Annotated in this window: 26 protein-coding genes; 11 read left to right on the forward strand and 15 right to left on the reverse strand. The window is 55.7% G+C overall.

All coding sequences use genetic code 11. From position 1 onward, the window contains the following. Positions 1–722 (forward strand): transaldolase (locus tag ACTG39_RS10360; RefSeq protein WP_439107480.1); only part of this gene is annotated, 722 nt, incomplete at its 5' end. Beyond that, positions 719–1162, forward strand: coding sequence for a TerB family tellurite resistance protein (locus ACTG39_RS10365; protein ID WP_439107481.1), 444 nt, complete (start codon positions 719–721; stop codon positions 1160–1162). The genes ACTG39_RS10360 and ACTG39_RS10365, both read left to right, overlap by 4 nt. 9 nt (positions 1163–1171) lie before the next feature. Here the strand turns inward: ACTG39_RS10365 and ACTG39_RS10370 are convergent, their stop codons facing one another. The 7 genes from ACTG39_RS10370 to hrpA form a co-directional block, all read right to left on the reverse strand. Beyond that, a complete protein-coding gene (locus ACTG39_RS10370) occupies positions 1172–1654 on the reverse strand; it encodes an STAS domain-containing protein (RefSeq protein WP_439107482.1) in 483 nt (160 codons plus the stop codon). Next, positions 1651–2838, reverse strand: coding sequence for a PP2C family protein-serine/threonine phosphatase (locus ACTG39_RS10375; protein ID WP_439107483.1), 1188 nt, complete (start codon positions 2836–2838; stop codon positions 1651–1653). Before ACTG39_RS10375 ends, ACTG39_RS10370 begins: the two co-directional genes overlap by 4 nt. A 131-nt stretch (positions 2839–2969) precedes the next feature. After that, a complete protein-coding gene (locus ACTG39_RS10380) occupies positions 2970–3719 on the reverse strand; it encodes an MlaA family lipoprotein (RefSeq protein ID WP_439107484.1) in 750 nt (249 codons plus the stop codon). A 130-nt stretch (positions 3720–3849) separates the two neighbouring features. Next, positions 3850–4593 carry an HvfC family RiPP maturation protein gene (locus ACTG39_RS10385; protein WP_439107485.1) on the reverse strand — a complete coding sequence of 248 codons (744 nt, stop codon included), beginning with the start codon at positions 4591–4593 and terminating at the stop codon, positions 3850–3852. 8 nt (positions 4594–4601) lie between these two features. Next, positions 4602–5456 (reverse strand): HvfB family MNIO-type RiPP peptide maturase, encoded by an 855-nt coding sequence (locus ACTG39_RS10390; protein WP_439107486.1) that lies wholly within the window; start codon positions 5454–5456, stop codon positions 4602–4604. A 5-nt stretch (positions 5457–5461) separates the two neighbouring features. Further along, on the reverse strand, positions 5462–5812 hold the full coding sequence (locus ACTG39_RS10395; RefSeq protein ID WP_439107487.1) for an HvfA family oxazolone/thioamide-modified RiPP metallophore: 351 nt from the start codon (positions 5810–5812) through the stop codon (positions 5462–5464). 147 nt (positions 5813–5959) lie between these two features. Further along, entirely contained in the window at positions 5960–9724 is a 3765-nt protein-coding gene (gene hrpA / locus ACTG39_RS10400; RefSeq protein WP_439107488.1) for an ATP-dependent RNA helicase HrpA, read from the reverse strand. A gap of 104 nt (positions 9725–9828) precedes the next feature. Here hrpA and ACTG39_RS10405 point away from each other — a divergent pair, with 104 nt between their 5' ends. Then, the gene (locus ACTG39_RS10405; RefSeq protein WP_439107489.1) at positions 9829–10251 is read left to right on the forward strand and encodes a MaoC family dehydratase; all 423 of its coding nucleotides are present in this window, start codon (positions 9829–9831) and stop codon (positions 10249–10251) included. 33 nt (positions 10252–10284) lie between these two features. Here ACTG39_RS10405 and ACTG39_RS10410 read toward each other — a convergent pair whose 3' ends face one another. Further along, the gene (locus ACTG39_RS10410) at positions 10285–10794 is read right to left on the reverse strand and encodes a hypothetical protein (RefSeq protein WP_439107490.1); all 510 of its coding nucleotides are present in this window, start codon (positions 10792–10794) and stop codon (positions 10285–10287) included. A gap of 164 nt (positions 10795–10958) precedes the next feature. Between ACTG39_RS10410 and ACTG39_RS10415 the strand changes: the two genes are divergently transcribed. The 4 genes from ACTG39_RS10415 (at position 10959) to ACTG39_RS10430 (ending at position 17630) form a co-directional block, all read left to right on the forward strand. Next, positions 10959–11675: a hypothetical protein gene (locus ACTG39_RS10415; RefSeq protein WP_439107491.1), complete on the forward strand. Its 717-nt coding sequence runs from the start codon at positions 10959–10961 to the stop codon at positions 11673–11675. A 26-nt stretch (positions 11676–11701) separates the two neighbouring features. After that, positions 11702–13714 (forward strand): bifunctional tRNA (5-methylaminomethyl-2-thiouridine)(34)-methyltransferase MnmD/FAD-dependent 5-carboxymethylaminomethyl-2-thiouridine(34) oxidoreductase MnmC, encoded by a 2013-nt coding sequence (gene mnmC / locus ACTG39_RS10420; RefSeq protein WP_439107492.1) that lies wholly within the window; start codon positions 11702–11704, stop codon positions 13712–13714. Next, complete coding sequence (locus tag ACTG39_RS10425; protein ID WP_439107493.1) at positions 13711–14556, forward strand: glutaminyl-peptide cyclotransferase; 846 nt, start codon at positions 13711–13713, stop codon at positions 14554–14556. Before mnmC ends, ACTG39_RS10425 begins: the two co-directional genes overlap by 4 nt. Before the next feature lie 128 nt (positions 14557–14684). Beyond that, complete coding sequence (locus ACTG39_RS10430) at positions 14685–17630, forward strand: insulinase family protein (protein ID WP_439107494.1); 2946 nt, start codon at positions 14685–14687, stop codon at positions 17628–17630. 51 nt (positions 17631–17681) lie between these two features. On the opposite strand, the gene ACTG39_RS10435 is transcribed toward ACTG39_RS10430, so the two are convergent. The 4 genes from ACTG39_RS10435 to ACTG39_RS10450 form a co-directional block, all read right to left on the reverse strand. Continuing rightward, complete coding sequence (locus ACTG39_RS10435; RefSeq protein WP_439107495.1) at positions 17682–18317, reverse strand: C39 family peptidase; 636 nt, start codon at positions 18315–18317, stop codon at positions 17682–17684. Beyond that, positions 18314–18595 (reverse strand): hypothetical protein, encoded by a 282-nt coding sequence (locus ACTG39_RS10440; protein ID WP_439107496.1) that lies wholly within the window; start codon positions 18593–18595, stop codon positions 18314–18316. Before ACTG39_RS10440 ends, ACTG39_RS10435 begins: the two co-directional genes overlap by 4 nt. A 72-nt stretch (positions 18596–18667) precedes the next feature. Next, positions 18668–19006, reverse strand: a complete 339-nt coding sequence (locus tag ACTG39_RS10445) for a hypothetical protein (RefSeq protein ID WP_439107497.1) — start codon at positions 19004–19006, stop codon at positions 18668–18670. Positions 19007–19052: 46 nt separating this feature from the next. Beyond that, positions 19053–19802, reverse strand: coding sequence for a hypothetical protein (locus ACTG39_RS10450; RefSeq protein ID WP_439107498.1), 750 nt, complete (start codon positions 19800–19802; stop codon positions 19053–19055). 198 nt (positions 19803–20000) lie between these two features. On the opposite strand from ACTG39_RS10450, the gene ACTG39_RS10455 reads away from it, so the two are divergent. Next, positions 20001–20651, forward strand: coding sequence for a type II secretion system protein GspG (locus ACTG39_RS10455; protein WP_439107499.1), 651 nt, complete (start codon positions 20001–20003; stop codon positions 20649–20651). A 30-nt stretch (positions 20652–20681) separates the two neighbouring features. On the opposite strand, the gene ACTG39_RS10460 is transcribed toward ACTG39_RS10455, so the two are convergent. Then, positions 20682–22406: an SLC13 family permease gene (locus ACTG39_RS10460; protein WP_439107500.1), complete on the reverse strand. Its 1725-nt coding sequence runs from the start codon at positions 22404–22406 to the stop codon at positions 20682–20684. Between the two features lie 223 nt (positions 22407–22629). Here ACTG39_RS10460 and ACTG39_RS10465 point away from each other — a divergent pair, with 223 nt between their 5' ends. Then, positions 22630–23001, forward strand: a complete 372-nt coding sequence (locus ACTG39_RS10465; protein ID WP_439107501.1) for a VOC family protein — start codon at positions 22630–22632, stop codon at positions 22999–23001. An 89-nt stretch (positions 23002–23090) separates the two neighbouring features. Then, positions 23091–23894 carry a class I SAM-dependent methyltransferase gene (locus ACTG39_RS10470; protein WP_439107502.1) on the forward strand — a complete coding sequence of 268 codons (804 nt, stop codon included), beginning with the start codon at positions 23091–23093 and terminating at the stop codon, positions 23892–23894. Positions 23895–23930: 36 nt separating this feature from the next. Here ACTG39_RS10470 and ACTG39_RS10475 read toward each other — a convergent pair whose 3' ends face one another. Continuing rightward, positions 23931–24626: a hypothetical protein gene (locus ACTG39_RS10475; RefSeq protein ID WP_439107503.1), complete on the reverse strand. Its 696-nt coding sequence runs from the start codon at positions 24624–24626 to the stop codon at positions 23931–23933. Further along, a complete protein-coding gene (locus ACTG39_RS10480; RefSeq protein WP_439107504.1) occupies positions 24623–25900 on the reverse strand; it encodes an O-antigen ligase family protein in 1278 nt (425 codons plus the stop codon). The genes ACTG39_RS10475 and ACTG39_RS10480 overlap by 4 nt, the downstream gene beginning before the upstream one ends. Before the next feature lie 119 nt (positions 25901–26019). Between ACTG39_RS10480 and ACTG39_RS10485 the strand changes: the two genes are divergently transcribed. Beyond that, entirely contained in the window at positions 26020–26637 is a 618-nt protein-coding gene (locus tag ACTG39_RS10485) for a YrbL family protein (RefSeq protein ID WP_439107505.1), read from the forward strand. Positions 26638–26700: the final 63 nt, after the last annotated feature.

Raw genomic sequence — 26700 nt, forward strand, 5'->3', positions numbered from 1 at the left:
CGGTCGCTGTGGGAACAGAGATTTTGGGCATCGTACCGGGGCGGGTATCCACTGAAGTGGATGCCCGGCTATCTTTTGATCGCGAAGGGACCATAGAACGAGCTCACCGACTCATCAACCTGTATGAAGAAGCGGGCATATCCCGGGATCGTATTTTGATCAAAACGGCATCAACCTGGGAGGGCATCAGTGCCGCAAAGCAGCTGGAAAAGGATGGTATTCAGTGCAATCTTACTCTGCTCTTCGGCTTTGCTCAGGCTCAGGCCTGCGCGGATGCCGGGGCATTTCTTATCTCGCCTTTCGTGGGCCGGATACTGGATTGGTACAAGGCAAACACCGATCTGCAAGTGCAGCGCGGCGAAGACGATCCCGGCGTTCAATCAGTAAAACGTATTTACGATTACTACAAGCAGCATGACTATGGCACCGTCGTCATGGGTGCCAGCTTTCGAAACTGCGGGGAGATCGAAGCCCTGGCAGGCTGTGATCGCCTGACTATCAGTCCCGCGTTACTCGAGGAACTTGCCAGCGACAGTAGTGAGCTGGAGCGAAAGTTGGCTCCGGGCAGCGCCAACAGCGATGACGCTAAAACCACCCTAAGCGAAGCGGCATTCCGACTGGCAGTGAATGAAGACGCCATGGTTACCGAAAAACTCGCTGAAGGGATCCGCAATTTCATTGCCGACCAGCGGCGCCTAGAAACGCTGGTCAGCGATCTATGATCGGCGTCCTGAAAAAACTCTTTCTGGAGGATTCGCAGGAAAACCCGCACAACGCCGACGAAGTCAGGCGCATCGCCACGGCAGCCTTGCTCATTGAGGTCGCCCGTGCGGACTTCGCTCAAGACGCCGAAGAAGAAGCCGCGATGGCCCGGCTACTCGTAGACACGCTCTCTTTAGACAAAGACACGGTAGATGAGTTACTCAAGGACGCCAGCAAGGTTGTGGACAAAGCCACATCGCTCTACGAGTTCACTCGCCTGGTTAATGATCATTACGACTATGAAGAAAAGTGTCAGCTCATTAACTCGATGTGGCTAGTCGCCTACGCCGATAAGTCGCTGAGTAAGTACGAAGAACATTTGATTCGCCGGGCGTCCGAGCTCATATACGTGACCCACGAAGACTTCATCCGCGGAAAAATTGCAGCGAGTAAGGCCTGATATTCGAGCTCAGTGACGCTCCAGCGTGGCGACGAGCTCACTGAAACGATCACGATTCTCTGAAGAAACATCCATCAAGGTGCGATGTGCCTCCAGTACCTTCTGTCGAACATCATCTTCACTGCCAGGGATCATGGGGATGCTTTGACCAGCCCCCGATGCACAACATGTCTTTTCGTGCATCTCGAACAAGCGGTTGAGCCCCATGCTGCCAAGCAGTCGGTTAATACCCGCATCACAGCAGTAGATCGCGGGGCGAAAATCAAAACGCTCGTGCACGGTCATGGCCAGCTTGGCAAGCTGCCCGAGTGTCGTACTATCGACCCCCTCAACGTCACACAGGTCCACCCAAACACTACAAAATTCGGGGTCGTTCAACATGCCATCGACATAGTCTTCGATGGACGCACAAAGCGTTAAACGGACGTCGCCCACAAGCCGCAGGACGTAGGCCCCGTGCTCGCTGGCTGCAAGTACCTGCCCTTCACTCATTGGCTCACTCGCTTGCTGACAAACAGCGCTGCTATGTCATCGGGTGCAGTCTCAACGCTATCTAATCCCAATTGAGAAACCAACTCCTGTGGCGTCTCTGCTGTTTTTGAGAAGACATCCAGAAAAAAAGCTTCCTTCTCGACAAGATTCTTGGGCGGCAGCGTTTCAAGAATGCCATCGGAGAACAACGCCAGCATAAAGGCATCGGGAAGTTCGATACTGTGCTCGTTGTATCTGGCATCCGGCATCATTCCTACCGCGTTGCCTTCGCCTTCGAGGTATACGGCTCCGGCATCAGACACCAGAACAGGCAGTGGGAGGTGTCCTGCTACGCTGTACTGCAGGGTGTTTTCGAGTTGATCCAGCACACCCACAACTATGGTCGCGTATTTACCCACATCCAACTCCAGGAGCTCCTGATTCGCCAGCGTCAACATTGCCACTGGACCCAGAATTGTATTGTCGTTGCGACGCAGATAATCCGAACGTTTGCGGGCGAACAGGTTTTTCAGAAGCACTGTCGTAAACGCCGAGGAACTGCCGTGACCGGAAACATCAGCCATAAAAAACACGACGTAGTGATCATCAACGGTAAAGTAATCGGTGAAATCACCGCTCAAATACAGTGAAGGAATGATCGTGTGGCTGAACATATAGTCACTAACGAGCATGGGTGAGCTAGGCAACATCCGCATTTGCACCTGGCGACCGGCCTGCTGATCTTTCTCGAGAACGCGCACCGTGTTTTTTAGTTCACGGTTCGCCGCTTCGAGATCCTGACGCGAGCGCCGAAGTTCGCGGCTCATAGAGCGCAATCGAACACAGCGCTCCATCGATGCCAGCAGGGCCTCGGGGTCCTCCAGGGGTGTGGCAAAGAAGTCATTTGCCCCCAGTCTCAGTGCGCGCATCATGCTTGCGGAGCGGGACTCGTTACTGAACATCATCACCGGAACTTGAATATTCAGCTCTCGAAGGCTTGCACCCTCCTCGGCCCAGGCTTCAGGAGTCGCCTTCACATCACAGAGCACGACATCCCAATCGCTGGCCTCGCCAAGGGCAGCGCTAAAAGAGTCGAGAGAGTTTGCTACGGAAGTGGTAAAGCCGGCAGTAGAAGCCAGTTCAGCAAGGGTGCTGCCCCGGTTCAGATCGTCGTCAATGACCAGTACCTTACCGCTATAGGCCATTCAGGGTTACTTCTTCAAGATAATTAGCGGAACCCTACGCCTGCAACCAAGCACAGGCAACAGAGGTTTTAAGCTTTGAGGAGGAATTCACAATTTTGAGTCTTTGCGGGGCGCCCCAAAGATCAAAAACCCTAAAATTCCTGGTCCCAGGCGTCTTCAAAATCCGAAAAGTCATCCTGTAATTCGCCATCATTCACAAAAGCCGCACGCTGTTGAAGATAAGCATCCCGGACAAATATGTAGCGATCCCCGGAGATCAACTCATCCGAACCCAGCAATCTGGCTCGCCCATGAACTAATTCAAGGCCCCAAATCGAATTACGAACACTGCGGTTATCAACGTAGGGGGGTACGGAAAGCGCAAAGGTATCGACCAAAGTTCCGGTTCCGCTGCGGAACGTTCGCGGTCCAAACAGGGGCAACATCACGTAAGGCCCCTCGGGGACGCCCCAGAGTGCCAGGGTTTGTCCGAAGTCCGTCCGATACGGTCGGATTCCCAGGGGGGTAGCCACATCAAACAATCCGGCGACTCCCAAGGTGGAATTGACGATAAATCGACCGCCGCTCTGCGTGGCGCCTTCCCAGCGCCACTGAAGCACGGCATTAAGCGTACTGGTGACGTCATAGAGATTGGCGAAAAAGTTGCTCACGCCCCTTTGAGCGGGCGCAGGCATTATAAAGTCATAGCCCTTGGCGACCGGGCGTAGCGCCCAACGGTCAAGGACATCATTAAAGGCAAAAACCGGTCGGTTTATCACCTCCAAGGGGTCATCTTTTGCTTGTAAAGCCGGTGCCAGCAGAAGACTCAGGCCGAATGCACAGCACAGCACGACACGTCGCCAGGGCTCAGCACTGGCGAGGTAGCAAAGACGCCCAAGCAAGGTACTTGCCTGAAAATCTAAATGTGCACCACGATCGTTGATAATCGTCAGTCCCTTCTAAAACAAACCGCCTAAACAACACCCAATCGCCGCCCCTCTCAGAACACTGATTCCGGCCTCAATCTACGGCTTATACGGTGGGAATCGACAGAGCGATTATGCCAGCCTCGTTAAACTCTTTCAGCTGTGTCCAACCAAAGCCCTGAAGCTGGTCGCTGGACATACCCCACTCTATCGCAAGGCGGTGTAACAACTCAGCTACCGAGTTATCTCCCCCATCGCGGACCTCTTGAATAAGACGCGCGGATCCCGGACTTAATTCCATGAATTGCACGCGATTGTCACGGTCGCGGTATACCAGCAGATAAGCGGGATCGCCAGCGCTCTCTGGCTGAAAAGAGCTTCCTATGCGGTGAACAGGGTACACATAGCTCCCCAGACGCGCTGTGGTCGCTAAGCTTGCCACGACATCCGAGAGGTTTTCCTCAGGATCTGAAGTCCATAGCGGGGGCACCTGTCCTCGAGCAACATCGACCGCCAGCTCCAACCACTCATAGTGCGCGAGTTCAGCCTCAAAGGGCCGCAACTCGCCCGCAGGCATGGCCTGTAAAAAGGTCAAATACTCTTCGCTGATCCTTAAAAACAGCGGCGTCTTACAATGGTGTGTCTGGATAAAAGCGCGCACCCGCGCCTCCCAGGCCTTTTCGTCATAGAGACTGCGCAAGATCGGAAACGCAGAACTGATAAAGCCCTCGATGTTGCGGTACACCAGGTCGCGATAAATCTGTAAGCGCCTCTCCTCTATGCCAGCAGGTGGCGCCAAGCCCTCGGGATCCCGCAAATAGGCGGCCATCTCCCGCTGCGCTTGATGCATCCCGGCACTCACAAACTCACCTTTTGCGCAGGCAGATCGCGACGCTGCTGCGCACTGCGAATCTGTTCAATCTCGCTGAGCAGGGTATCCAATGCGGGGAAGTTAAAGTCACGCTCAAGCAAGGTCGGCAAGGCCCCCACCCGGGCGTAGGCTTCATCAAGCAGCGCCCAGACCGGGTCTATGACATCGGTGCCATGAGTGTCCACCTTCAGATCCTCAGCCTCATCGTAATGTCCCGCGATGTGTAAATAGCGCACGGCATGTAAGGGAAGAGCTTCCATGAAGGCGACAGGCTCATAACGATGATTAATACTGTTCACGTAGACGTTATTTACGTCCAATAGCAGCTCGCAACCGGATTCCTCGACGATCGCATTGATAAACGTCGCCTCATCGAGTTCTCGGTGGGCCTGCGCGTAATAAGACGCGTTTTCGAGGACCAAGGGCATGCCTAAAAAGTCCTGTACCACCTGTATACGCTGGCTCACATAGCGCACGGCTTCGTCGGTAAACGGTATGGGGAGCAAATCGTATAAGTGACCATCTGCCGCACAGTAGGTTAGGTGCTCACTATAAATGGGGACGTCAAAGCGTCTAATCAGGTCCGCGACCCCCTCAAGCAAGTTCATGTCCAAGGGATCAGGCCCCCCGATGTCCAGCGATAAACCGTGCATCACAAAGGGAAAGCGCTCGCCGAGGGTGCTAAGCCCATCAGAGAACCGGCCGCCAACGCCGATCCAGTTTTCCGGGGCCAATTCCAAAAAATCTACGGCACCCTCCTGCATAGACAACAACGGGCCCATAAGGGCCCGTCGAAGTCCCAGACCCGCACCCAGCGGGTCCTTTGATGGGGTATCAGACACTGTACTTAGGCACCGCCGCACTTGCCTTCGCCGCACTTGCCTTCGGACTCAGTCTTGTCGCCGCCACACTTGCCTTCGGATTCAGTCTTGTCACCGCCACACTTGCCTTCACCTTCTGACTTCTCGGCGCCGCACTTGCCTTCACCACACTTGCCTTCGCCTTCGCTCTTCTCACCGCCACATTTACCTTCACCGCACTTGCCTTCACCGTGATGATTGTAGGATGCCAGATCGTAGCCGCTGCTGAGCTGTTGAGTGCCGAAGGGGTTTACTTCCGCAGAGGCCATGGGCGCAATTGCAGAAGCGAGAAAAGCAGCGCCGAGAGCTGCAGCTAAGGGAGTCTTTGAGTTTGCCATGCTATTTATCCTCAGTACTAAATCGTTGTCATAATCGGGTTCGGTATCGTGTTTTATGAGTATTTCATTTTCATCACACTCGCCTAATCAGACTGGCTTGTCCTGACTTAGTTTCTCCCGCTGCAGACATTTAAATGGGAATATTTACTATTCCTCGGGTATGCGACCCGATGTTTTTTGGTACCAGTTATCAACCAGTGTCCACTGCGCCGCCAGGCGTTTCACAGACACAGGCCGAGAGGTTCCCAGGTGCTGCGCAAACAGAGAAACCCGAAGTTCCTGGAGCATGATTTGGAAGCTATACAGAGATGGGGACAGCTGCGCGGCGCCCGGCAGCTGTTTTAACAATTCCAGCATGGGCGCTTCTAATGAAGCCAGCGTGGCTTGATGCTCCTGATCCCGTCGATAGTTTGCCGCAAGACGCTCAGCTCGAACGACCATCGCCTTGGCGTATCTCGGGTAGTGCCGAAGATCTTCGCTGGCTAGCCCTAACAGGCCGGCGCGGCTCAAAAGATATTTTCGCTGCGCCACAATATCCTGTTTCGCTTCACTGTACTGACCCTGGTAACGCTGGAGTAACTGGATCGCGTCGACCATCGCGACCAGAGTGTTCTTCAACTGTCCCTCCAAGTCGTTGGCGACGCTCACAGCAGTGCGCGCTAGCTGCTGGCTTGCGGCCTGGAACTCTTCTTTTGTGCGACAGTCCCCTTCTAGCTGGCCAGAAGCATTGAGCGCAAGCGTTGGAAGCACCTCATCCAGCAATGCGTCTCGAGAAATCCCTAGAGCTGCAAACAGTAAAGCCGCTGCATTATCTTTCAAAAATCGCTTGCGAAGATCACGAAACAGCGGTTTGGCTGACAGCATCAACAGTCGAGCGAGGCCTCGTCGCTGGGCCAAGCGTGCCTCTCCGGGGTAATCGAACAAGGCAACGCTGACACTGTCACCTGCATCGTCGAGCGCGGGGTAGGCCAGGATGTTTACTCCGGCCTGTCGAAAACTGTAGTCGCGCTGCAAGTCGGGAAAGTCCCAACTAAGCAAACCTGAGCGCGCGGGGGAGTTACCGTCCGGGGTCGTCAGTTTCTGTCTTGTGGCCTCCTGAAACTCACCGATCAATCGCTCTACGTCCCGACCCTGAGCCAACAGCTTGCCCTTCTCATCGACCACGCGAAGGTTGATACGGTAGTAGTCATCAACCTCGGTGTCTGGCCACTCGTCGGGTGCTATCGCTGGCCCGCCCGCCTGCTTTAATGCGCTACCCAAGGCTTCGGTCAAGGAACGATCGGCGGGCTCCATCATTGTCAGCGCCCGATCGACCCAGTCAGGCACGGGAACGAGCTGCTTGCGCAGGGCTTTGGGCAAGCCCTTCACCAGTACTACGCATTTCTCCCGAAGCACGCCGGGCACCAACCATTGCAAACGAAACCGGGGAAGCCGATTGAGCAATGCCACGGGTACTGTGATGGAAACACCGTCGGCATCTTTACCGGGAGAAAACTGGTAGCTCAGTCGATAGCTTTGGCCTTCCCAATCGAGGCGATCGGGAAACTCATCAGTGAGCGCGCCGGGATCTCGTGTGAGCAGCTGTTCCCGACGTAGCTTCAACAACTGACCACGATTTTCATCTTCTTTAATCCACGCCACGAGAGACGTCGTGTTGGTCGCATTGGCAGGCAGGCATTCATCATAAAAACGAAACAGTGTGTCCTCATCGACCAGCAAGTCGCGGCGACGGGCTCTGGATTCGAGATCCTCAACTTCCCGTTGCAAACGCAAGTTGTGCTTCAGAAACGCCGGAGGCTTAGACCAGCGTCCAGCGATGAGGGCTTCGCGAATCAAAATCTCCCGACACAAGACGGGGTCAATTTTGGCGTAGTGCACCGCCACTCGATCGCTAATGGTCAACCCGAACAGGGTTGTCCGACGCCAGGCCACCACGCGGCCCTGCTCTCGCCGCCAGCGGGGTTCGTAATACTGATGCTTTAACAGTGAGGGATTGACCTGCATCAACCATTGCGACTCGATGGCAGCGGCCGTTCGGGCATATACCCTTTGGGTCTCTACGATCTCACCAGCAACCAACCACTTCGGCGGTTTTTTATACACTGCCGAGCCGGGAAACAACTGCAAACGCCGGTTGCGCGTCGCCAGATACTCCCGCTTCTCGTCCTGCTGTGCGATGTTGCCTAGCAAACCGCTGAGCAGTGCACGATGCACACCCGGGTAATCAGTCTCCTGGGCTACGTTAAGCGCAGGTTTAAGGCCCTGGGAGCGACAGGCAATACTGATCTGACGATGAACATCCCGCCATTCGCGCATGCGCAACCACGACAGATACTCGCGTTTGCACAGCTTTCGCAGCTTGTTTTCACTGAGTGTCTGGCGCTGTTCTTCGTAGTAGCGCCAAAGATTCAACAAGCTCATAAAGTCCGAACGAGGGTCAGCAAAACGCGCATGGGATTGGTCTGCCTGCGCCTGACGATCCGTTGGGCGTTCGCGAGGATCCTGAATCGACAATGCACTGGCAATCACCAGCATTTCAGGCAAAACAGAAAAGTCCTGTGCCGCAAGAACCATGCGAGACAGTGCAGGATCAATGGGAAACGCCGCCATACGACGCCCCAGCCGGGTTAGCTGCTCCGCCTGGTTGACCGCCCCCAACTCATCCAGCAGCCGATAGCCATCGCGAATCAGGCGAGCATCCGGAGGCTCCAAGAACGGAAACTTCGTGATATCCCCCAAGCCCAACTGCAGCATCTGCAAGACCACCACGGCAAGATTACTGCGTTTGATCTCCGGGTCTGTAAACTCGGGCCGGTTGAGGTAGTCCTCCTCCGTGTACAAACGCAGACAGACCCCCGGGCCTACGCGTCCACAGCGACCGCGGCGCTGATCGGCGCTGGCTTGAGATACAGGTTCGATGGGCAAACGTTGCACACGGGTGCGATAGGAATAACGGCTAATCCTTGCCTCACCGGGATCGATAACAAACCGGATACCCGGTACCGTTACTGAGGTCTCTGCCACATTCGTAGACAGGACCACCCGCAAGCCACGGGAACTGCTGCGACCAAAGACTCTCGCCTGCTCGCCCTGGCTCAAACGTGCGTAAAGCGGCAGCACATCCAGACCCGCTGCACCGCGCAGCTGCCGTGCGACATCACGAATATCTCTCTCGCCCGACAAGAACACCAGCATGTCCCCCGGGTCACCGTGAATCCCTGCCTGCACCTCCCTCACAACCGTCGCAACCTGGCGCAATAGATCTTCGGAATCACTGCTGTCGCGAGGCAGATAATGCGTAGTTACCGGGTAGCTTCGCCCCGAGACTTCTATGACCGGAGCATCACCAAAGTGCTCGGAGAACCGCTGAACGTCGATCGTGGCGCTCGTCACCAACACCTTTAAACCCGGACGCTTGGGCAGGAGGCGTTTCAGGTACCCCAGAATAAAGTCGATATTGAGACTGCGCTCGTGGGCCTCATCAATAATCAGCGTGTCGTACTGCCGCAGCTCTCGATCCCGCTGCAATTCACTCAGTAAAATGCCGTCGGTCATAAGCTTGACGGCAGTCCGCTCCCCCAAATATTCCTGGAATCGGACTTGATAACCCACGAGTTCGCCCAGGGGCTGGCCCACTTCGTCGGCGATACGCTGCGCGACCGTGCGGGCAGCCAATCGGCGAGGCTGCGTATGTCCGATACGCTGTAGTCGACCCCGACCGAGTTCAAGGCAAATCTTGGGAAGTTGAGTCGTTTTACCAGAGCCGGTCTCCCCCGCCACGATGACCACCTGATGATCCCGCAGCGCGTCGGCTATCTCCTGGCGATGTTCGGCGACCGGCAACTCCGCGGGATAACTGAGCGGGGGTATCTCCCGAGGCTCTTGTGCCTTATTCGAGGCACTCATGCGCACAGACCTCGCCAGAGATCCCGGTCACGGGGTACTCTTGTCACTGCAGGGAGCAGATCCATACATGGCGTAATGAGCGAAATCAAGCTGAAGAACGAGGCCTCACATTGAACACTGAAACTAGTTTTAGTTACGACCAACTTCGCGAAGGCCAACAGTGCGAAGTAACGCGCGCCCTGCTGGGAGAAGACATCGACGCGTTTGCCCACGCCAGTGGTGATCATAATCCGCTGCATACCGATGCGGAGTTTGCGCGCGCAGCGGGGTTTGATGACCGAATCGCTCACGGCATGCTGCTGGCAAGTTGGATATCGGCGAGTCTCGCCCATGAACTGCCGGGACGGGGCACCATCTATCTCCGCCAAAGCCTCGAATTTCGGCAACCCGCACTGCCCGGTGACTCTCTGACCATTCGCTTGACCGTGAGCGAGAAGAAGCGCCGGGGTCGAGTGATCATCGATTGCAAGGTATGCCATGAAGACGGTCGCGAGTTACTACGGGGAAGTGCCGAGGTGATTGCGCCAAGCTAAGCACGCGCAACGGCGCCTCTGGCAAGGTGCACCTCAGCCGGCAGCAGACTCCGTGCCCGCCTTTTCAGTCTGTTCGAACTGCGAAGGATCCAGATACATCAGCTGCAGCTCCACATTCGGTCCACCGCGCCCTGAATCGGCACCCAGTACCATCACACTAGGTTTGCCGTCCTCCGAGGTAAGCGCTGTTATACCAAACATCACCGAGCCTTCGTTCGTTTCATTGGCGTAGGACCGCAGCGACTGAGGGTCTTTGACGGCATCAGCGATACCGGCTAGCAACATGGTCAAGCCCGTGCGAAAGCTGGTGAAATTCAGTCGCCCCTGATAGTGCTCATGGTTCAGGCTTAGATCAAATCGGACCATGCTGCCGTCTTCCATGCGCAGATTCGTGAGCGCAACGACTTTCTGCTCCTCGAGGTCACGATACAAGCTCTTTGCCTCTGTTCGGCTAGGCTCGATAAGCGCCTTATGGAGAAGATTTACGGCCACGGTAAGAAACTTATCGGTGGGCAGGCTTTTGCGTTGGGTATTTTCTGACATAAGTATTCCGCGGATTTAGCTAACAGCCCGCGAAGTCTACCGATTGCCCCATCTGCTGGCCAGCGACACGCCCTTAAAATGCGCAAAAGCGACAAAGAGCTGAGTCGCGCAGTTTGCTATGCTCCAGCTTTCAATTGTGGATCTAGAGGGCTACTGGCGAGGGCATGTCCAAGTCAACTTCGACCATTGCAGGCTTAATCGAGCCCATGGGTGCTGTCGCGCGAGCTGCGTTGCTGATCTCGCTGTGGTTTTTCGCGCTCGGCTGTAATGTGGCCTCAGCACAAAGCGAACCTGCCGCCGATAGCGATGCCGATCGCCTCCGTGGCTTGTTGCTACGTTATCAAAGCGCCGACGAAACCAAAGCCTCAGAGAAAGCTTTGGATGAGGAAACATGGCCCTCAGACCCCCTGCCCAGCGAGTCTGAGCTCGCAGCCGCCCTCAATGCTCCCTACTCAGTAGAAAAAGTTCTCCTCAGAGCTGACGAATTACCTCAGCTGCTCGCCGCTGTTGAATCCAGACTTTCGAACCAGAGCATTGCGGATCGTCGCAATGATGCGTCGCTCATAGGCACGATACAGATCCGTCAGCGAGGGACCTTGGTCGGCAGTAGCACCTACAGCTTGAAGCACATCGGTAAACACCAATTTCTGGGACAGACAGAACTGGGCCAGGGACGCAATATATTGGGCGTCGCAGACTCTCAATGGGAAGTTGAACTACCTGCAACGAAGAGCCCGGAGCGATATCTGCTTGTGCTCATAGCGCCACCCCGGCAGGACTGGGAGTTACACCTTGTACCGGCCAGCAGCGCCACTGCCCTGGGTAATGACGTCCCGCAGTGGCTCAGGGAACCATCCACTGAAGCCAGCGCTGAACCGTGATTCGCGCTCAGGGTCCCCTGCGAACCATGGAACCCGCCCAACTCGAATGGTCGGAACTCGGTGAGCCTCGCTCCCTGCGTTACGATGATTGCTACTTCAGCGCTGAGGACGGCATTGCCGAATCTCAGTACGTATTTATCGAAGGTAGCAAGCTTAAGGAACGCCTGAGTAGTAACGCCGCCTCCCTGTTCACCATTGGAGAACTGGGGTTCGGAACCGGCCTGAATTTCCTGTTGAGCTGGCAGAGTTTTAATCAGTACGCGGCAGCCAACACGCGGTTGCATTTTTGGAGTGTTGATCGTCACCCCCTGAACCGCGAGGCCCTCGAGAGAGCACTGCAACGCTGGCCCCAGCTCGCCGACCTGGCCGAGGAGTTGCTTGAGGTCTACCCTCCTCCCTTGCCGGGCGTGCATCGACGCATCCTCGCCGGGGGGCGCGTCACCTTGGACTTTGTCTGGGCCGACGCGGAAGACGCCCTGTGCGAACTGTCCGGACTCGAAATGCCACTTGTGGACGCTTGGTACCTAGATGGCTTCGCACCAAAACACAATGAGTCTATGTGGACGCCCGAACTCTACGCACACATGATTGCCGCCAGCAGACCGTCGGCGACGCTTGCCACCTATAGTGCCTCAGGCAGCGTGCGCAGGGATCTTAGTGCCGCAGGGTTCTCTATGAGCAAACGCCCGGGATTCGGCCGCAAACGTGAATGCCTGCAGGGCACAATGGAATCGCCGATGCGACCCGGCAGTGTGGCGCCCTCCATCACGCCCTGGGACCTCAACACATCGCCCCGAGCAGCGCAGGCGCAATCGGCATTAGTCATTGGCGCAGGGCTGGCGGGAGCGCATGTGGCTGCGGCTCTCGCGCGCCGCGGCATGACAGTCACCGTTCTCGATGAGAGCGTGACCGCCGGAGGAGGTTCCGGAAACGCACAGGGCGTATTGTTTACACGCCTTTCCCATGAACGCTCTATTCTGGGCGAGTTTTCACTGCTCGCCTTTCTCTTTGCGCGAGAACTCTATCGCGAGATGTTCGAAGACGGGACCCTCTCGGAGGGCGTCGATGGCGCCCTATCCGGCTGCATACAGACCGATACACCCCGGGGAGATGGATCAAGTCTTTCGTCGGCGTTACAGGGACTCGAAGCCGTGGCAGAGGCGGTGAGCATTGAAAGAGTCGACACTCTATTAGGCGCGTCCTGTGGCTCGGCGGGACTTTGGCAGCCCGGCTCAGGTTGGCTGGCACCGCCTGCAGTATGCCGTGCACTCTTGGCTCGAGAACACATTACTCTGCGGGAAAACTGCGGCGCCTTATCAGTTAGCTTCACCCCCGATGGCAAATGGGAAGCCCGAGATACTGCAGGCGTACTCCACGGCGCCGCGCCCATACTTGTGCTTGCCACGGGCCCGGCGGCGCGAAAATTAGCGCAGACGCGAGACCTCCCCCTACGCGTCGTGCGCGGTCAAACCACTCAGATACCTACACCGGTTGAGCAGCCCCTGCTGACAAGCTTCTGTCACCGAGGCTACATTGCCCCGGCAGTCAACGGCGAGCACTGCATCGGCGCCACCTTCAAACCCGGGGACGAAAGTCGGGAAATACGCATTGCGGAGCACCGCGATAATCTTGAGGCGCTGGGGCGGGCGTTACCCGCATGGCGAGAGCATCTCGATGCGCTCGATCCGACCACCTTGCAAGGCCGTGCCGAGCTTCGCTGCGTATCGCCCGACTACCTGCCTTTGGCCGGGGGCATTCCGGATGAACCCGCCTTCACAAAGCGGTTCCAGGCCTTGCAATGGGACGCGAGCCAGCTCATATCGGAGCATGGTGCTTACCAATCGGGACTGTATATGAGTAGCGCCCACGGATCCCGAGGCCTTAGCTATGCTGCCATGAGCGCGGAGCTCATCGCAGCGCAAATCTTCTCAGAGCCGATTCCCGTCAGCCGAGAACTCCAACGTGCACTATGTCCGGCGCGGTTTAGCATTCGAGCTCTGGTGCGTGGCAAGCCTCAGGCAAAGGCGGTCAGCGCATGAACACTAACGTCGCCCTGCGCAACTGGCGAAGCTACCCCATTGTCAGTCGCAGGGTTCGCAAGATCATGCTGGCTGTCGCTGCTGTGCACATGCTACTGGCAGCCCAGTTCATTTTCGCTGCCGAGCTACAACGCTATGGCTACGAGGTACTAGAGCGTGTAGCGCATTCCAGAGATAATTTTGTGCAGGGCCTCCAAATTGTCGACCAAACCTTGTATGTCAGCACCGGTCTATATGGCGAGTCTCGCCTTCTGGCCTACGATTTTCCGGCTATGACGCTCAAACAGGAGCAAAAACTTTCACCGGAACTGTTTGGCGAGGGGGTCTCTCGCCTCGGAGACCGGATTTACCAGCTCACCTGGCGAGCCGGGCAACTCCTTGAGTACGATGCCCGGTCATTTCAACATCTGCACACGCATCGGATCGCGACCCAGGGCTGGGGACTCACTCACAATGGTTCAGAATTGATCTATAGCGATGGCAGCCATCAGCTTTACTTTCTGGACCCTTCAGATATGTCACTCAAGGAGACGCTTACGGTCACCCTTGGCTCGCGACCACTGCCTCGTCTCAACGAACTGGAGTGGATTAACGGGGAGATCTGGGCAAACGTCTGGCAATCCAACCAATTGGTACGCATCAACCCGGATAGCGGCGAAGTCACGGCCATTATCGACTTACGGGGGCTCCTCGACCCCGCAGAGCGCGAACCTGGCACTGATGTACTCAACGGCATCGCCTGGGATGCGCAAAACAGCGCTCTGTGGATTACCGGTAAACGGTGGCCATGGCTCTACAAACTGCGACTCCACGCCCTGCCCCTGCCACTTCCGGTGCAGTAAGCCCTGCCCGATCCTTAGATCCTGATACACAGCGGCATGGACCAGCCGGCGCAACTTTCGCCCTGGCAATGTAAAAGGCACGAGTCAATTCACGTTAGAATAGGCACTTTTAACGTTTCGGATCTTCTATGAACAGCCCGTCAAATCTGCCCATTGCTCACGATAGCTTTATTCCTCTACGTGCGGAGCGAATCGATGCGCTTAATATTCGTATCGAGCATTTCGAGCATCGCGAAACCGGCGCTATTCACTACCATCTCGCCTCGGACAATCCCGAGAACGTGTTTCTTGTCGCTCTACGCACCGTGCCAGAAGACAGCACCGGGGTTGCCCATATTCTCGAACACACAGCTCTCTGCGGCAGTGAGCGCTACCCTGTACGCGACCCGTTTTTTATGATGCTCCGACGGTCCCTCAATACCTTTATGAACGCCTTCACCAGCTCTGACTGGACTGCCTATCCCTTTGCCAGTCAGAACCGCAAGGATTTTCGCAACCTCTTGGATGTCTATCTGGATGCGGTGTTTTTCTCAAAACTCGATCCTCTGGACTTCGCCCAGGAGGGCCATCGCGTCGAATTTGCCGAGCCGGGCGACGTCGAAAGCGACCTGGTTTACAAAGGCGTTGTTTTCAATGAAATGAAGGGTGCTATGAGTTCAGTGCCCTCTCGCTTGTGGCAAACACTGTGTCATCACCTTTTTCCCACCAGCACCTATCACTATAACTCCGGAGGCGAGCCCGAAAACATTCCGGAGCTAAGCTACGAGCAGCTCCAACAGTTCTACAAGAGCCACTATCATCCTAGCAATGCCACCTTCATGACCTTCGGTGACATACCAGCTGCCGATCATCAGGTGATTTTCCATGAACAGGCTCTGGGCCAATTCTCGCGGCTGGACAAACGCGTTGTTGTCAATCCAGAACAGCGCTACACAGAACCAAAGCGCGTTCTGGAACAGTATGCATTTGACGAAGGCGGCTCCAGCGAAAATCGTACACACATTGTCATGGGCTGGCTCCTGGGTGAGAGCACCGAGCTCAAGGACTTACTGGAGGCGCAACTACTCTCCAGCGTGCTTATGGAAAATAGTGCCTCGCCCCTGCAACAAGCACTGGAAACCACGGATCTAGGAAGCGCTCCCTCGCCGCTTTGCGGTTTGGAGGATTCCCTTCGCGAGCTCGTATTTTGCTGTGGCATCGAAGGCAGCAATCCAGAGCATGAGGAAGCTCTGGAAAAACTCGTCATCGGTGTTATCGAAGATATCGCCGCTAACGGCGTTCCCCGGGAACAACTCGAAGCCGTACTTCATCAACTTGAGCTTCACCAGCGAGAAATAAGTGGCGATGGCATGCCCTTTGGCCTAAACCTGATACTTCAGGCGCTTGGCCCGGCAACGCACTATGCGGACCCCATTCCCTCTATGGATCTTGAGCCAGTGATTGTCCAGTTACGCGAGCAGATCCAAAACCCCGACTACATTCGCGAGCTGGCGCAAAAGCTGCTTCTGGAAAACCCCCATCGCCTCACGCTGGTCATGACACCCGATGGCACGCTGTCAGAAAAAGCGCTCGAAGACGAGCGTCAGCGTCTTGCCGCGATGAAATCCGGTCTCGATGAGTCCCAGAAAGACGCCATCGTTGCTCAAGCGGATGCGCTCCTTAAACGACAGGCGCAGCAAGATGACCCTGAGATACTTCCCAAGGTTACCCTCAGCGATGTACCCATTGCCTTGCCAAAACTGACGTACCAGGAACAAAGCATTGCGGATTTACCGTTTACCATTTACGAGCAAGGTACCAATGGATTGGCTTATCAACAGCTGAGCTGCGCTCTCCCCGAGTTAAACGCCGAGGAGCTCACTTTGCTGCCGCATCTCACCGGCATGACCGCTGAATTGGGACTGGGAGAGTCTGACTATCTGGCAACACAGCACCGGCAATCATCGTCCGTAGGCTCTATCAATTTGTTCACATCGATGCGCGGTAGCGTTGAGGACGAACAGGTCGCTCAAGCAAGCCTTGTGCTTTCCTCAAAGGCGCTCGCTCGCAAGAGTGTTGAACAAGCCACATTAATGCGCGACACCTTGATGGAGGTTCGCTTTGACGAATTGCCGAGGATTCGAGAGCTAGTTGCCCAGCAGCGAGCCCGGCGGGAACAGTCCATCACTGGACAAGGGCATAGCCTGGCTATGCTTGCTGCCTGTGCGGGAATGAGTCCCCTGGCCATGCTTCATCATGAGCTTTCTGGCATGCAGGGAATCGCGAGCCTGCGAAAACTGGATGACTCTCTGGCCGACGAGAACAAGCTGAACAGCTTTGCTCAGGAGTTACAGCAGCTGCACGCCAAGCTTCGGGATGCCGACTGGGAGGCACTCATCGTCGCGGAGCCCGGACGCGCAGTCACTTTAGCTGAAGAGGCTGCTGACATCTGGCGAGCACTACCAAAGCACCGTGGCACGTCCCTGCGCCTGCCGATGCTTCGAGAGTCCCGTCGTGAGTGCTGGATTGCAAATTCGCAAGTGAGCTTTTGTGCCAAAGCCTACGCCACCGTTCCCAGCGGGCATGCAGATGCCGCGGCGCTTACCGTGCTATCGGGCTATCTACGCAACGGTTTTCTTCATCGCGCCATTCGCGAACAGGGCGGCGCCTACGGTGGCGGCGCCAGTCACGATGCGAGCATCGCTGCGTTTCGCTTCTACTCTTACCGAGATCCCCGCATTGAGGGAACGCTTAACGACTTTGACGAGAGCATTGAGTGGATGGCGACGGGTGATCACAATGCGACAGGGCTCGAAGAAGCCATTTTGGGCGTGATCAGCAATATCGATAAACCCGGCTCTCCCGCGGGTGAAGCCAAGCAGGACTTCCATAACCGCCGCTTTGGACGTAATCACGAGCAACGGATGGCATTCCGGCAACGCATCCTCGACGTCACACTAGACGACCTCAAGCGGGTGTCGGCTGAGTATCTGGTGCCCGAAAATGCGTCTATCGCCGTGGTCACGGGCAGTAGCGCCCACAGCGACAGTGCTGAGTATCTGAATTCTCTCGGAGTCGTGGTCAAAGAGCTCTAAGCGATCCCTTAGCCCTTGAACTGAGGTCCTTGGGCGTTATTGCCAGAGGCGTTAATGCCGGGGCGCGATCAGTACGCGCCGCGATGGGCGGTGCCGAAAGGCATCGTCTCCGTGCTCAGGGCCTTTCGCGCCGACGATCAGAATACGTCCTGTTGAGTTATCTTCAGTGCGGGCAAAGATTTTGAGAAACTCTTCTTTGCCTAGCTGACGGTTTCCCCAGCTTGGATCTGCTAAAAAGATCCGGTCAAGGTTATTGATGCGTCGCAGCACACTGAAATGCGCCCGTCCAGCAACTCTCAGCGCTACGATTACCGGTACAGCGAGCCTTTTTAAGTCCTGATAGGCAAGCTCAACGCCGAGAACAGGATAGTCACGAGCCCGGGCAAGGGACGCCATATCAGCAAATGACAATCCTTGGCTGTGCAATGCCTCCGCCCCAGCGCTCCGGCGCTGGCTCAATAACTGCTGCAGCAAAACTTCCTCGCTTACAGGGTCGTTATAAAAATGCGTTAGCACCGTGGCGAGCGCAGCAGCACCGCAGCTGTAGTCTCTTTGTTGCTTTACGATGCCGGCATCCCGTCGGGACAACCAGTTATCAAACGCATGCGTCGGCAGACTCATCGTCGCGCAACAGCTGATAACTCCGATAGCAATCCAGAGCATGGAAGTGCCATGGGCCCAGGTCACAGAAGTGGCGGTCGATAGTCAGTACCAATCATCCCCTCCCGCCGCATTCCCGCTGTTACGTCTCGACGCCATAGACCGCGCAGCCATAGCAAGACCGCAAGGTAAACAAATCCGCTGACGTAGACAGCTGTCCAGATGAGTTCTCCGGACCTGAAGTATGTGACCGCCATAAAAACCACAAGCGGCAATAAACTTAAGGCATGCATAAAGAAACGCCGGTTGTAACGTCGGGTGTATTCCGCATCGTGATTTCTCTTGTCTAATGCTGAAAGAGTCATGGGTAAATGTTCCAATCTGAGCCGGCGAAGGGTTTGAGTGGGCGGAGCATGCGTTCTGCTCCGCCCCCAGCCTCATCTGGGTTGGGTACCAATATCACAGGTGATGCAGGCGCCGCCTGCAGCCGCCATGATCGGTACGTACTCGCCCCAGAAAAAGCTGGCCAGACTGATATCAAGGGCCGCAACGCCAATGATCCAAGGCCAGAGTTCACCCTGGGTTTCACGCATAGCGTGATCATCCAGAGCCACAAGCTCCTCGGAAGGCTCGCTTTCGAACGCCGCCGACATTAGACCGCTCTGTTGGGTTTGGAGGCGGTACTCTTCGCTGACGTCGTTACTTCCCCAGCTTCCCTGCGAGACAAGTAGACACATTGCAACTGCCGTTGCCCATTGCTTAGTTAGGTTTTGCATAGTGTGATTCCTTTCACTGTTAGTGTTTAAAGCGATTCCCCTACCACTAAAACTCGTAAAACCATTGCAGGCTCATTCCCCCACTGCGATCACTGGCAAGGTCGCCACTGATGAACAGCGAATGCTGCTGCGCCAAGGCCAAGGCTATACCTCCCCGCAAGCCAATCCGTTCCTGGGATGCCGCCAGCAAACTATCGTCCACGTACGAGGCATTGCTGCGCTCCAGAGCGACACTGCCAAAGAGCGTGACGCTGGAGTTAACGGCAAAATTGACGCCCGGCTCGATCCGCCAGGTGACCCCCGGACTCACGACGGCACCTCCTATGCGATAGTCGCGTTGGAGCGTAACCGCCGTCGCCAATGACAGCACCAGGGGATCAATACTCTTGTAGCTGGTTAGCGCAAGGAGACCACCGGGCGCGCTGTGACGTCCGTCAGACCCATCGCGGTAGAGCTCTCCGCGTGCCTCAATAAGCACAGCCGGTAGTGACGATTCGGGCTTCACGAGCCAGTTTCCACCCACGCTAAAAGATCGGCTGTGTTGGCGCAGTTCCATCGCCCCTAGCTCCAGACTCGATTGCCACTCTTGAACTCGGGCGTTCAACTCCACTCGCGGCGTGAGTCCGTAGCGTAGCCCGAGCGACCCGCCAGACTGGCGTTCCTGCTGCACGGCCGACATAGACCTTGCCCGATAGGCCAGGCTGGTACTGATCTGCCATGTGGAGGGCTTTGCCAACAGCTGTTCAATGGTGATGGGAGACTGCGCAACCACATTCGGAGATAGGCACAGCGACAAAACCCATACCCTTTTTAAAAGTGGCTTCGCGAATATCACTGGCAAGCTCCGGGCTAAATTTCAAGCACTCAGAGTGCGGGAGTCAGGTCCCTGCCGGCCACGTCCATATCGCCTAGCGTTCATTCAATTACGCCCCCTTGCCCGATGGCCTAGCGAGATACATACTCTGCGCCCCTGATGTAATTCCCGAGACCCCAGATGCTCTTTCGACTCTTTTTTTTGCTGTTTGCAGGCGCACTGAGCGGCTGCGCAAGTTACACCGCCGATTATCAGGAGCGCTTGATCAGCAGCTTGCCGAATCAACGCGATGTCACCATTCATGACAGTCGCACCTATCCAGGGAACGTTCTCTGCGGCAGCTACTCCTCGCTCACAGAAAACGGCTTTAGCATGAGAACCAGTAAATTTGTTGTCGGAGAGGAGATAGTCCTGAGAGGGCCATCGAAAGAGGAAGTAAGCGTCTACTGCAGTAAAGATTCCCAGCAGGCGTTCTACAACCTGTCAGGCATTGGCCCTGTAGAGGAGGATTGGACTGCTCTGATCAAGGTTCGTGATGACATGCTGGCCATCGATGGAGCGATTACGCGCTACTACAATACTGCAAACACCCTGCCCTATTCTCTGGAGACTTTGCTCGAGGGCGAATTTGGCGTCAGCAAAGACAACTTGGTCGATCCCTGGGGTCGCGCCTATGTTTATGCGGGTGGACTATCCGGGCGCACGGCTCCACGTTTCACACTGCGCAGCTATGGCGCGGACGGCGCAGAGGGAGGCAAAGATGCCGATGCGGATATCAGTCGGGACCAGGTACAGATGCTCGCTCATGTGCTTCGCGTGGCTGGTTACTAAGCCTGGTTTGCCCGCGATGGATACTCAGGCTTAAAAAGGGAAAACCCGGGGCAGCATCGTCAGGACGACCACGGAGTACACCACCGATAGTGGAAGACCATAACGGACGTAGTCCACAAAGCGGTAGTTCCCAATGTTTTGAACCATGAGGTTGGTTGTGTAGCCATAGGGCGTCATAAAACTCGCACTCGCACCGTAGGCCACAGCCATCACAAAAGGTAGGACACTCAGTCCAAAGCTCTCTGCCAGGCCATAGGCGACGGGAAACACCAACGCCGCAGCCGCATTGTTGGTCATCAACTCCGTCATGAGTAATGTAGAGAGATACACGGCCACCAGCGCGACATACGGCCCTTTTCCAGCCAGCTCCAGATGCAGGGCGTCTGCAATAACAGCAACCAGACCGGTGTTAACCAGCGCCTGCGACAGTACTAAAGCTGAACCGATCACCATAGCAATATCGAAGGGAAAGCGACGCCTTAGCTCCCCCGCGCGCACCACACCGAGGCCCAGCATCAACACAAGCATCCCCAGCATACCCTTGATTAGCGGCAGAACCCCCACGGCCGCCAGCGCAACCACGGCAAGCATTGCTAAACCAACGGTGTTGTTCACCCATCCCTTGAGGGGGCTTTGTACCGTTCGGGAGCCTACTACCAAAAAATTCTTGTCCACGTTGCGGCGGCTATAAAAATCGCCACCAATCGCCAACATCAGGCTGTCACCGGCCTGCAGGGTAATAGTCCCCAACTTCCCGGAGAGTCTCTCACCACCGCGGCGAATACCCACAACCGCAGCATCAAAAAGCGAGCGAAACCCAGAGTCTTTTACCGTCTTGCCTTCCACCGTCGCGCCGGGAAGCAAAATCACCTGAACGAGGTTACCGCTGAGCAGACCCTCCCCCGCAGCAAAGGTTTTCAGCCCATCAAACTTATCCAGCAAGCTGACCTTTTCGATATCACCGGAGAAGATCAGTCGATCTCCCTCCGCTATGTATTCCTGCGGTGACACGGGTGAAATCAAATGCTCACCGCGGACAATCTCTACCAGAAATAGTGCCTCTAACTCTCGTAGCCCATTGTCAGCGATGCTGTGACCAATAAGAGTTGAGCCAGCAACCACGTCGGCCTCTACGAGATATTCAGCGACAGCCACCTCATCTCGCGGATTTTCCGGAAGCAGGCGGTGTGTCATCAAGAGCACCAGCAAACCCACCACAGTGACACTTAGTCCGATGGGCAGAAAATCGAAAAAGGCCAGGCCCTCACCCGTCGCATCTTCGAGAAAAGAACTCACAATTAGATTGGTTGAGGTACCAATGAGCGTCGTCGTCCCTCCCAGCACCGCCGCATAGGACAATGGCAAAAGAAGCCTGCTGGGCAAATGGAAGTTATTTTCCTTGAGCGCATTGGCAAGCGTCGCAACGACCGCCGTATTGTTTACCAGCGCCGAAAACACGCTGGTAACTACGGAGACTCTCAACAGGGAACGCCGGTAACCCTCGACCACCAGACCTCGAGAGAGTCGAGAGAGCCAGCTTAGTTTCTCCAAGCCGATGGAAACCAGCAGCAACAGCACGAGGGTCACGAGGCCAATGTTTGTGGCCTTCGCAAGCACCTGCGAAGTATCCACGAGACCTGCGAAGTAAGCAGCGCCCATGGCGCCGGCAAACAGCCACGCGGGAGCATAGGCTGTAAATATGAGCCCGTAAAAAAGGCCCAGAAAAATCGCGGCTATCAACAGCTGTTCGGGCATAGACATCTAGTCAGAGTGCAGAAGTACGAGCATACGCTTAGCCGGTATGCCGCCTCAAGCTTACCTAGCTGTGCATAATGGATTACCGGCGCTTCGATATGCTTTACACTCTCTCCGCCTCACGGGATTCATCCTGCGGGCCGTACGCTAAGCTACAAGTTAGGGCATAGCTACAACCATAACGACAACCATAACCACAAGCATCGTTTTTAAGGAGTTACCTATGATCGGCTATGTCACAGTCGGCGTCAGCGACATGGATCGCGCCAAGACCTTCTATTCAGAATTGCTCAAAGATATGGGCGCATCCGTCACCGTAGATATGGATCGCATCGCATTCATTGGCAAGAGTATGGCGGAACCTATGATCGCCGTATGTCTTCCCTACGACGAGGAACCTAACCATCCCGGCAATGGGAATATGGTGGCAATATCAGCCGGCAGCAAAGAAAATGCCGATGCGCTCTACGCCAAAGCCATTGAATTGGGTGCGACCTGTGACGGAGAGCCCGGACAACGTATTCCCGATGTTTTCTACGGCGCTTATGTGAGAGACCCGGATGGTAATAAGCTGGCGTTCTTTGTTTTTGGCTAAGTCTTTAGCTAATCCTTTTGTTAAGGTATTTTTTAATACTGCCTTGTGTACTGCGCCCTGGTGGGGGCGCAGTGTCAGGTCCCTAGCCAATGCAATTATTTAAAGCACTTGAGGTCGGATTCCGACGCTGGCGAAACCAGCTGATTTCTCCGATCAAGTATCGGGGCGAAGCCGTGCATTGTCCGGTGTGCGATCACAGTTTTTCGCATTTCCTCCCGGCGGGCAGTGGCGAGCGCAAGCGCCCTGGAGCTGTCTGCCCTTTATGCCGCAGTCGCGAGCGCGACAGGCTTAGCTGGCTGTTCCTCCAAGAGCGCGAGAACGATCTTCTTGAGAAGCACATGCAGTTTCTCCATGTGGCGCCCGAACCGCGTCTTAGCGAGTTCTTTTTTAATGCTATTGGCGAGGGCTACATCACCGCAGATCTCATGCGAAAAGATGTAATGGTGCGCCTTGATGTGCAGGACATGCTGTACCCGAACGAAACAATGGATGCGATCTACTGCAATCATGTCTTTCAGGATGTCCCCGATGACCGCAAAGCCATCGCCGAATGTTTTCGTGTACTCAGACCCGGCGGCTGGGCGGTGGTTAACGTACCCTTGTTTGCAGAGTCTACGATGGAAGCCAACACGCCGGGCAATGTTCGCTCAGCCTGGGACAAGCGTCCCGACGAGCATGTGAGAAATTACGGCCTGGATTATCAGCAGCGTCTCGAAGACGCGGGATTCGAGACAGAAGTGTTTTCGCCGGAGGATCTAGAGCCAGACCGACAAAAGCGCGAACGTTTTGGTATCGATGGCCCCCGCACGGGGTTCCTGCACTTCGTGCGTAAGCCGGCCGCGAGTAATGAGGATAATCCTTCGGGGGATTCGAGCCCGGAAGACAGGGCCTAGTTCAGTTCTGACATCACCGGCTGCTTAGCACTCAAACTAGTCTTCGAAGCGATAGTTCATCAACGCGATCTCGCGAGAGAAGAGCTCCCCGATTCGAGCTTTGCTTTGTTCGTCGTAGTACTCACGATAAGGCTTGCGCTCCGCGGCTACGCCGGTTTTTTCCCGAGGCAGTGGTTCCGGTAACTCAAGCCCCAGGCGCTCACGCAGCTCCTGTAGCGCCGCGCTCAAATCACGAAACTCGAAGACACGATCTACCAGCACGTCATCACCCTCAAAATACAGCTTCGCATCGCGGGGAAGACGATGAGGTTTTTTATCCACGTACTCGCTGAAACCCGGCATGTCACGACCCTGGCCATGCTGCTTCCACAAATAGTAGGAAACCGCCTTGTCCCAGGGGTTGCGCTCAAAACAAAAAGTAAAATAGCTGCCCCAGACTTCCTCGCCGACCAGAGTCTTGATGCGAGAAGCCGGCATGTGCTCGTAATAAAAAGCGCCCAGAAGCGGTGAGTGTCGACCTATAAGCTTACGTATTAACTTGGTGCTGTTGTAAGCAGGTCCGATCCAGGACTCAGGTCCATAGTTACGGGGAATGCCACTAGCGATATTGTCTTCCATGTGCGACACGATATCGCCCTCGGCACATTCCCGAGCGAGAGCAACCTCCAAAGAGCTACCCGCCGTTTTATGGGTCTTCACAAAGATAAACCGATGCTTATGACTGATAATCACGCGCTGGTCTCCGCAGGCGCTTGGTAACTCAGAGCCAAAAGATACACGCCAATGAATAGCCAGAGGAGCATGGCATGCCAGGAGGAGTACCACGCCAGATGGGTATTCAGAGGAAACAACATGCCGACCAGGGTAACCGCATAGGGAAGTGCTCGGGAACGCGCCTGTGCACTGGCACGCTGCCACGCTGACCACAGCAAAGTCACCAGAGCCCCATAGCCCAGTAAACCTGGCAAACCCGTTTCAGCCCAAAGCTCCAGCACTAACTGATGGGCATGCGACGCTCTGGCACCACCCGCCGCTCCCACAGGCCGTGCCCAGGTATCTCCCTCTTTGGCATAGTCTGCGTAGGCATAGCGAAAACCTCTGGGACCGACACCATTCACCCAATGGGCTTCGCCGATGGCGACGGCCGTTCGCCAGATTGGCAGACGAAGCCCGGTTGCCTTGTTAACCGTCGCATAGTTAGGCTCGTCTAAAGCCGTGACGAGGACGGCACTGCGCTCTCGGACCCAGTCGCTGGACTGGTAGGCAAAGACCAAAGCAATTAGCACGACTCCCAAAGCCCCCGCTATTCGGAGCAATCCCAGACGCCCGCGGAACAAATAGTAAATCCCCAGTGCCGAGAGCTCCACAGCTGCGCTAATCCATGCCGCGCGCTTTCCCGAGAGAAAGATCAACGACAAAATCAGCAACAGAAACACGCCTACGGCAGCCGCAGGCCATTCCCGAAGCGCGTAGACCAAACCGATTGGCAACAGGAATGCCACTGCTATACCGAACTTTATATTGTCATCGTCACCGAAAACGCCGTTGATATAGCCTTCACCAACCCCGTAGCCCAACACGTTCCCGCCCGTAAAGAACTGTAAGAGCCCATCAAGACACCATAGCGTCAGCAAGACGGCCACCGCCAGTCCAAATATGTCCAGCAGCTGATCTCGAGCCATAGGTTCTTCACTGATGCAGTGATACCAGTAGAGCAGAGCTGTGCAGGACATGGCGTAACGCAGGGTTCCCAGTGTTGTGACTAGTGACTTCCGGGGCGCGATAGCATCGGGTAGCGCCAACAGCATGGGCAACGCAAACGCGCACACAAGGCCAGCCAAGATCCAACCATGACTGGCATTGCCCAAGCCTTTAGCGCGAAGGAGGCCCACTAAGCCGGCAATCGCCAACACGGCCATAGGAATCTCTATCGTGCGTCCGAATGGCAGAAGCACTATCGCTGACACCAGTAATAGCGCCGGAACGGGGACTCGAAGCGAACTCATCGGGAATTCCAAAAAAAGGCTCCGCTACTATGCGATGTCAGCGTCTGGCAGTCAAAATATCCCGTGTTATGACGTAGCTGCGTTAAACTATGGGCCGTTACTGTGACCACTGCTGACCCATGCTCAAACTTAAGTATTCTCGGCCACTCTTTGTCGGCGGCACCCGATACTGTTTCCAACACCCCGATCACGCTAATCGCTGCGTGAAGGTGTTGCGTCCGGATCGCACGGGGGCAGCGCGGAAGGTGCTGCGCAAAGATTTCAAGCGCCATCTCCCCGCGCGTTTTCTGGATGATCAACGCAAAGAGATCAAAGCCTATCGAGAGCTACTAACGCGGGCGAGCGAGACCCTATGGCGCTATGTGCCCCGCTATCATGGCACGGAAGATACGGATATGGGACTCGGTATCGTCACCCAACTCATGCGTAACGCCGATGGCAGCTGGCCCAAGAATTTGGAGCAGCTGCTGGTGGACGGAATGACCCCGGAACTTGAGCAAGGCATAGAGGAATTCGTTGAGGCAGTGGGTGAGCTGCGCATCCTGAGTCGTGACCTGCTCCCGCATAATATTGTCGCGGTAAAAGAAGCGACGGGCTATCGCGTCATGCTCGTCGATGGCATTGGTAACGCTGAGCTCATCCCATTGTCTACCTGGTCCGCTTACTTTGCGCGCAAAAAGACTCAGCGGAAAATTCGCCGTTTCAAACAACGCTGCGCACTTTTGTTGCCCTCCTGAGGACTATCCTGCTCAGCGACAGACCCTTCATACAGCACCCGGTCCATCCTCCCGACAGTGACA

It is taken from the genome of Congregibacter sp. (assembly GCF_965662665.1).
Classification (GTDB): Bacteria; Pseudomonadota; Gammaproteobacteria; order Pseudomonadales; family Halieaceae; genus Congregibacter.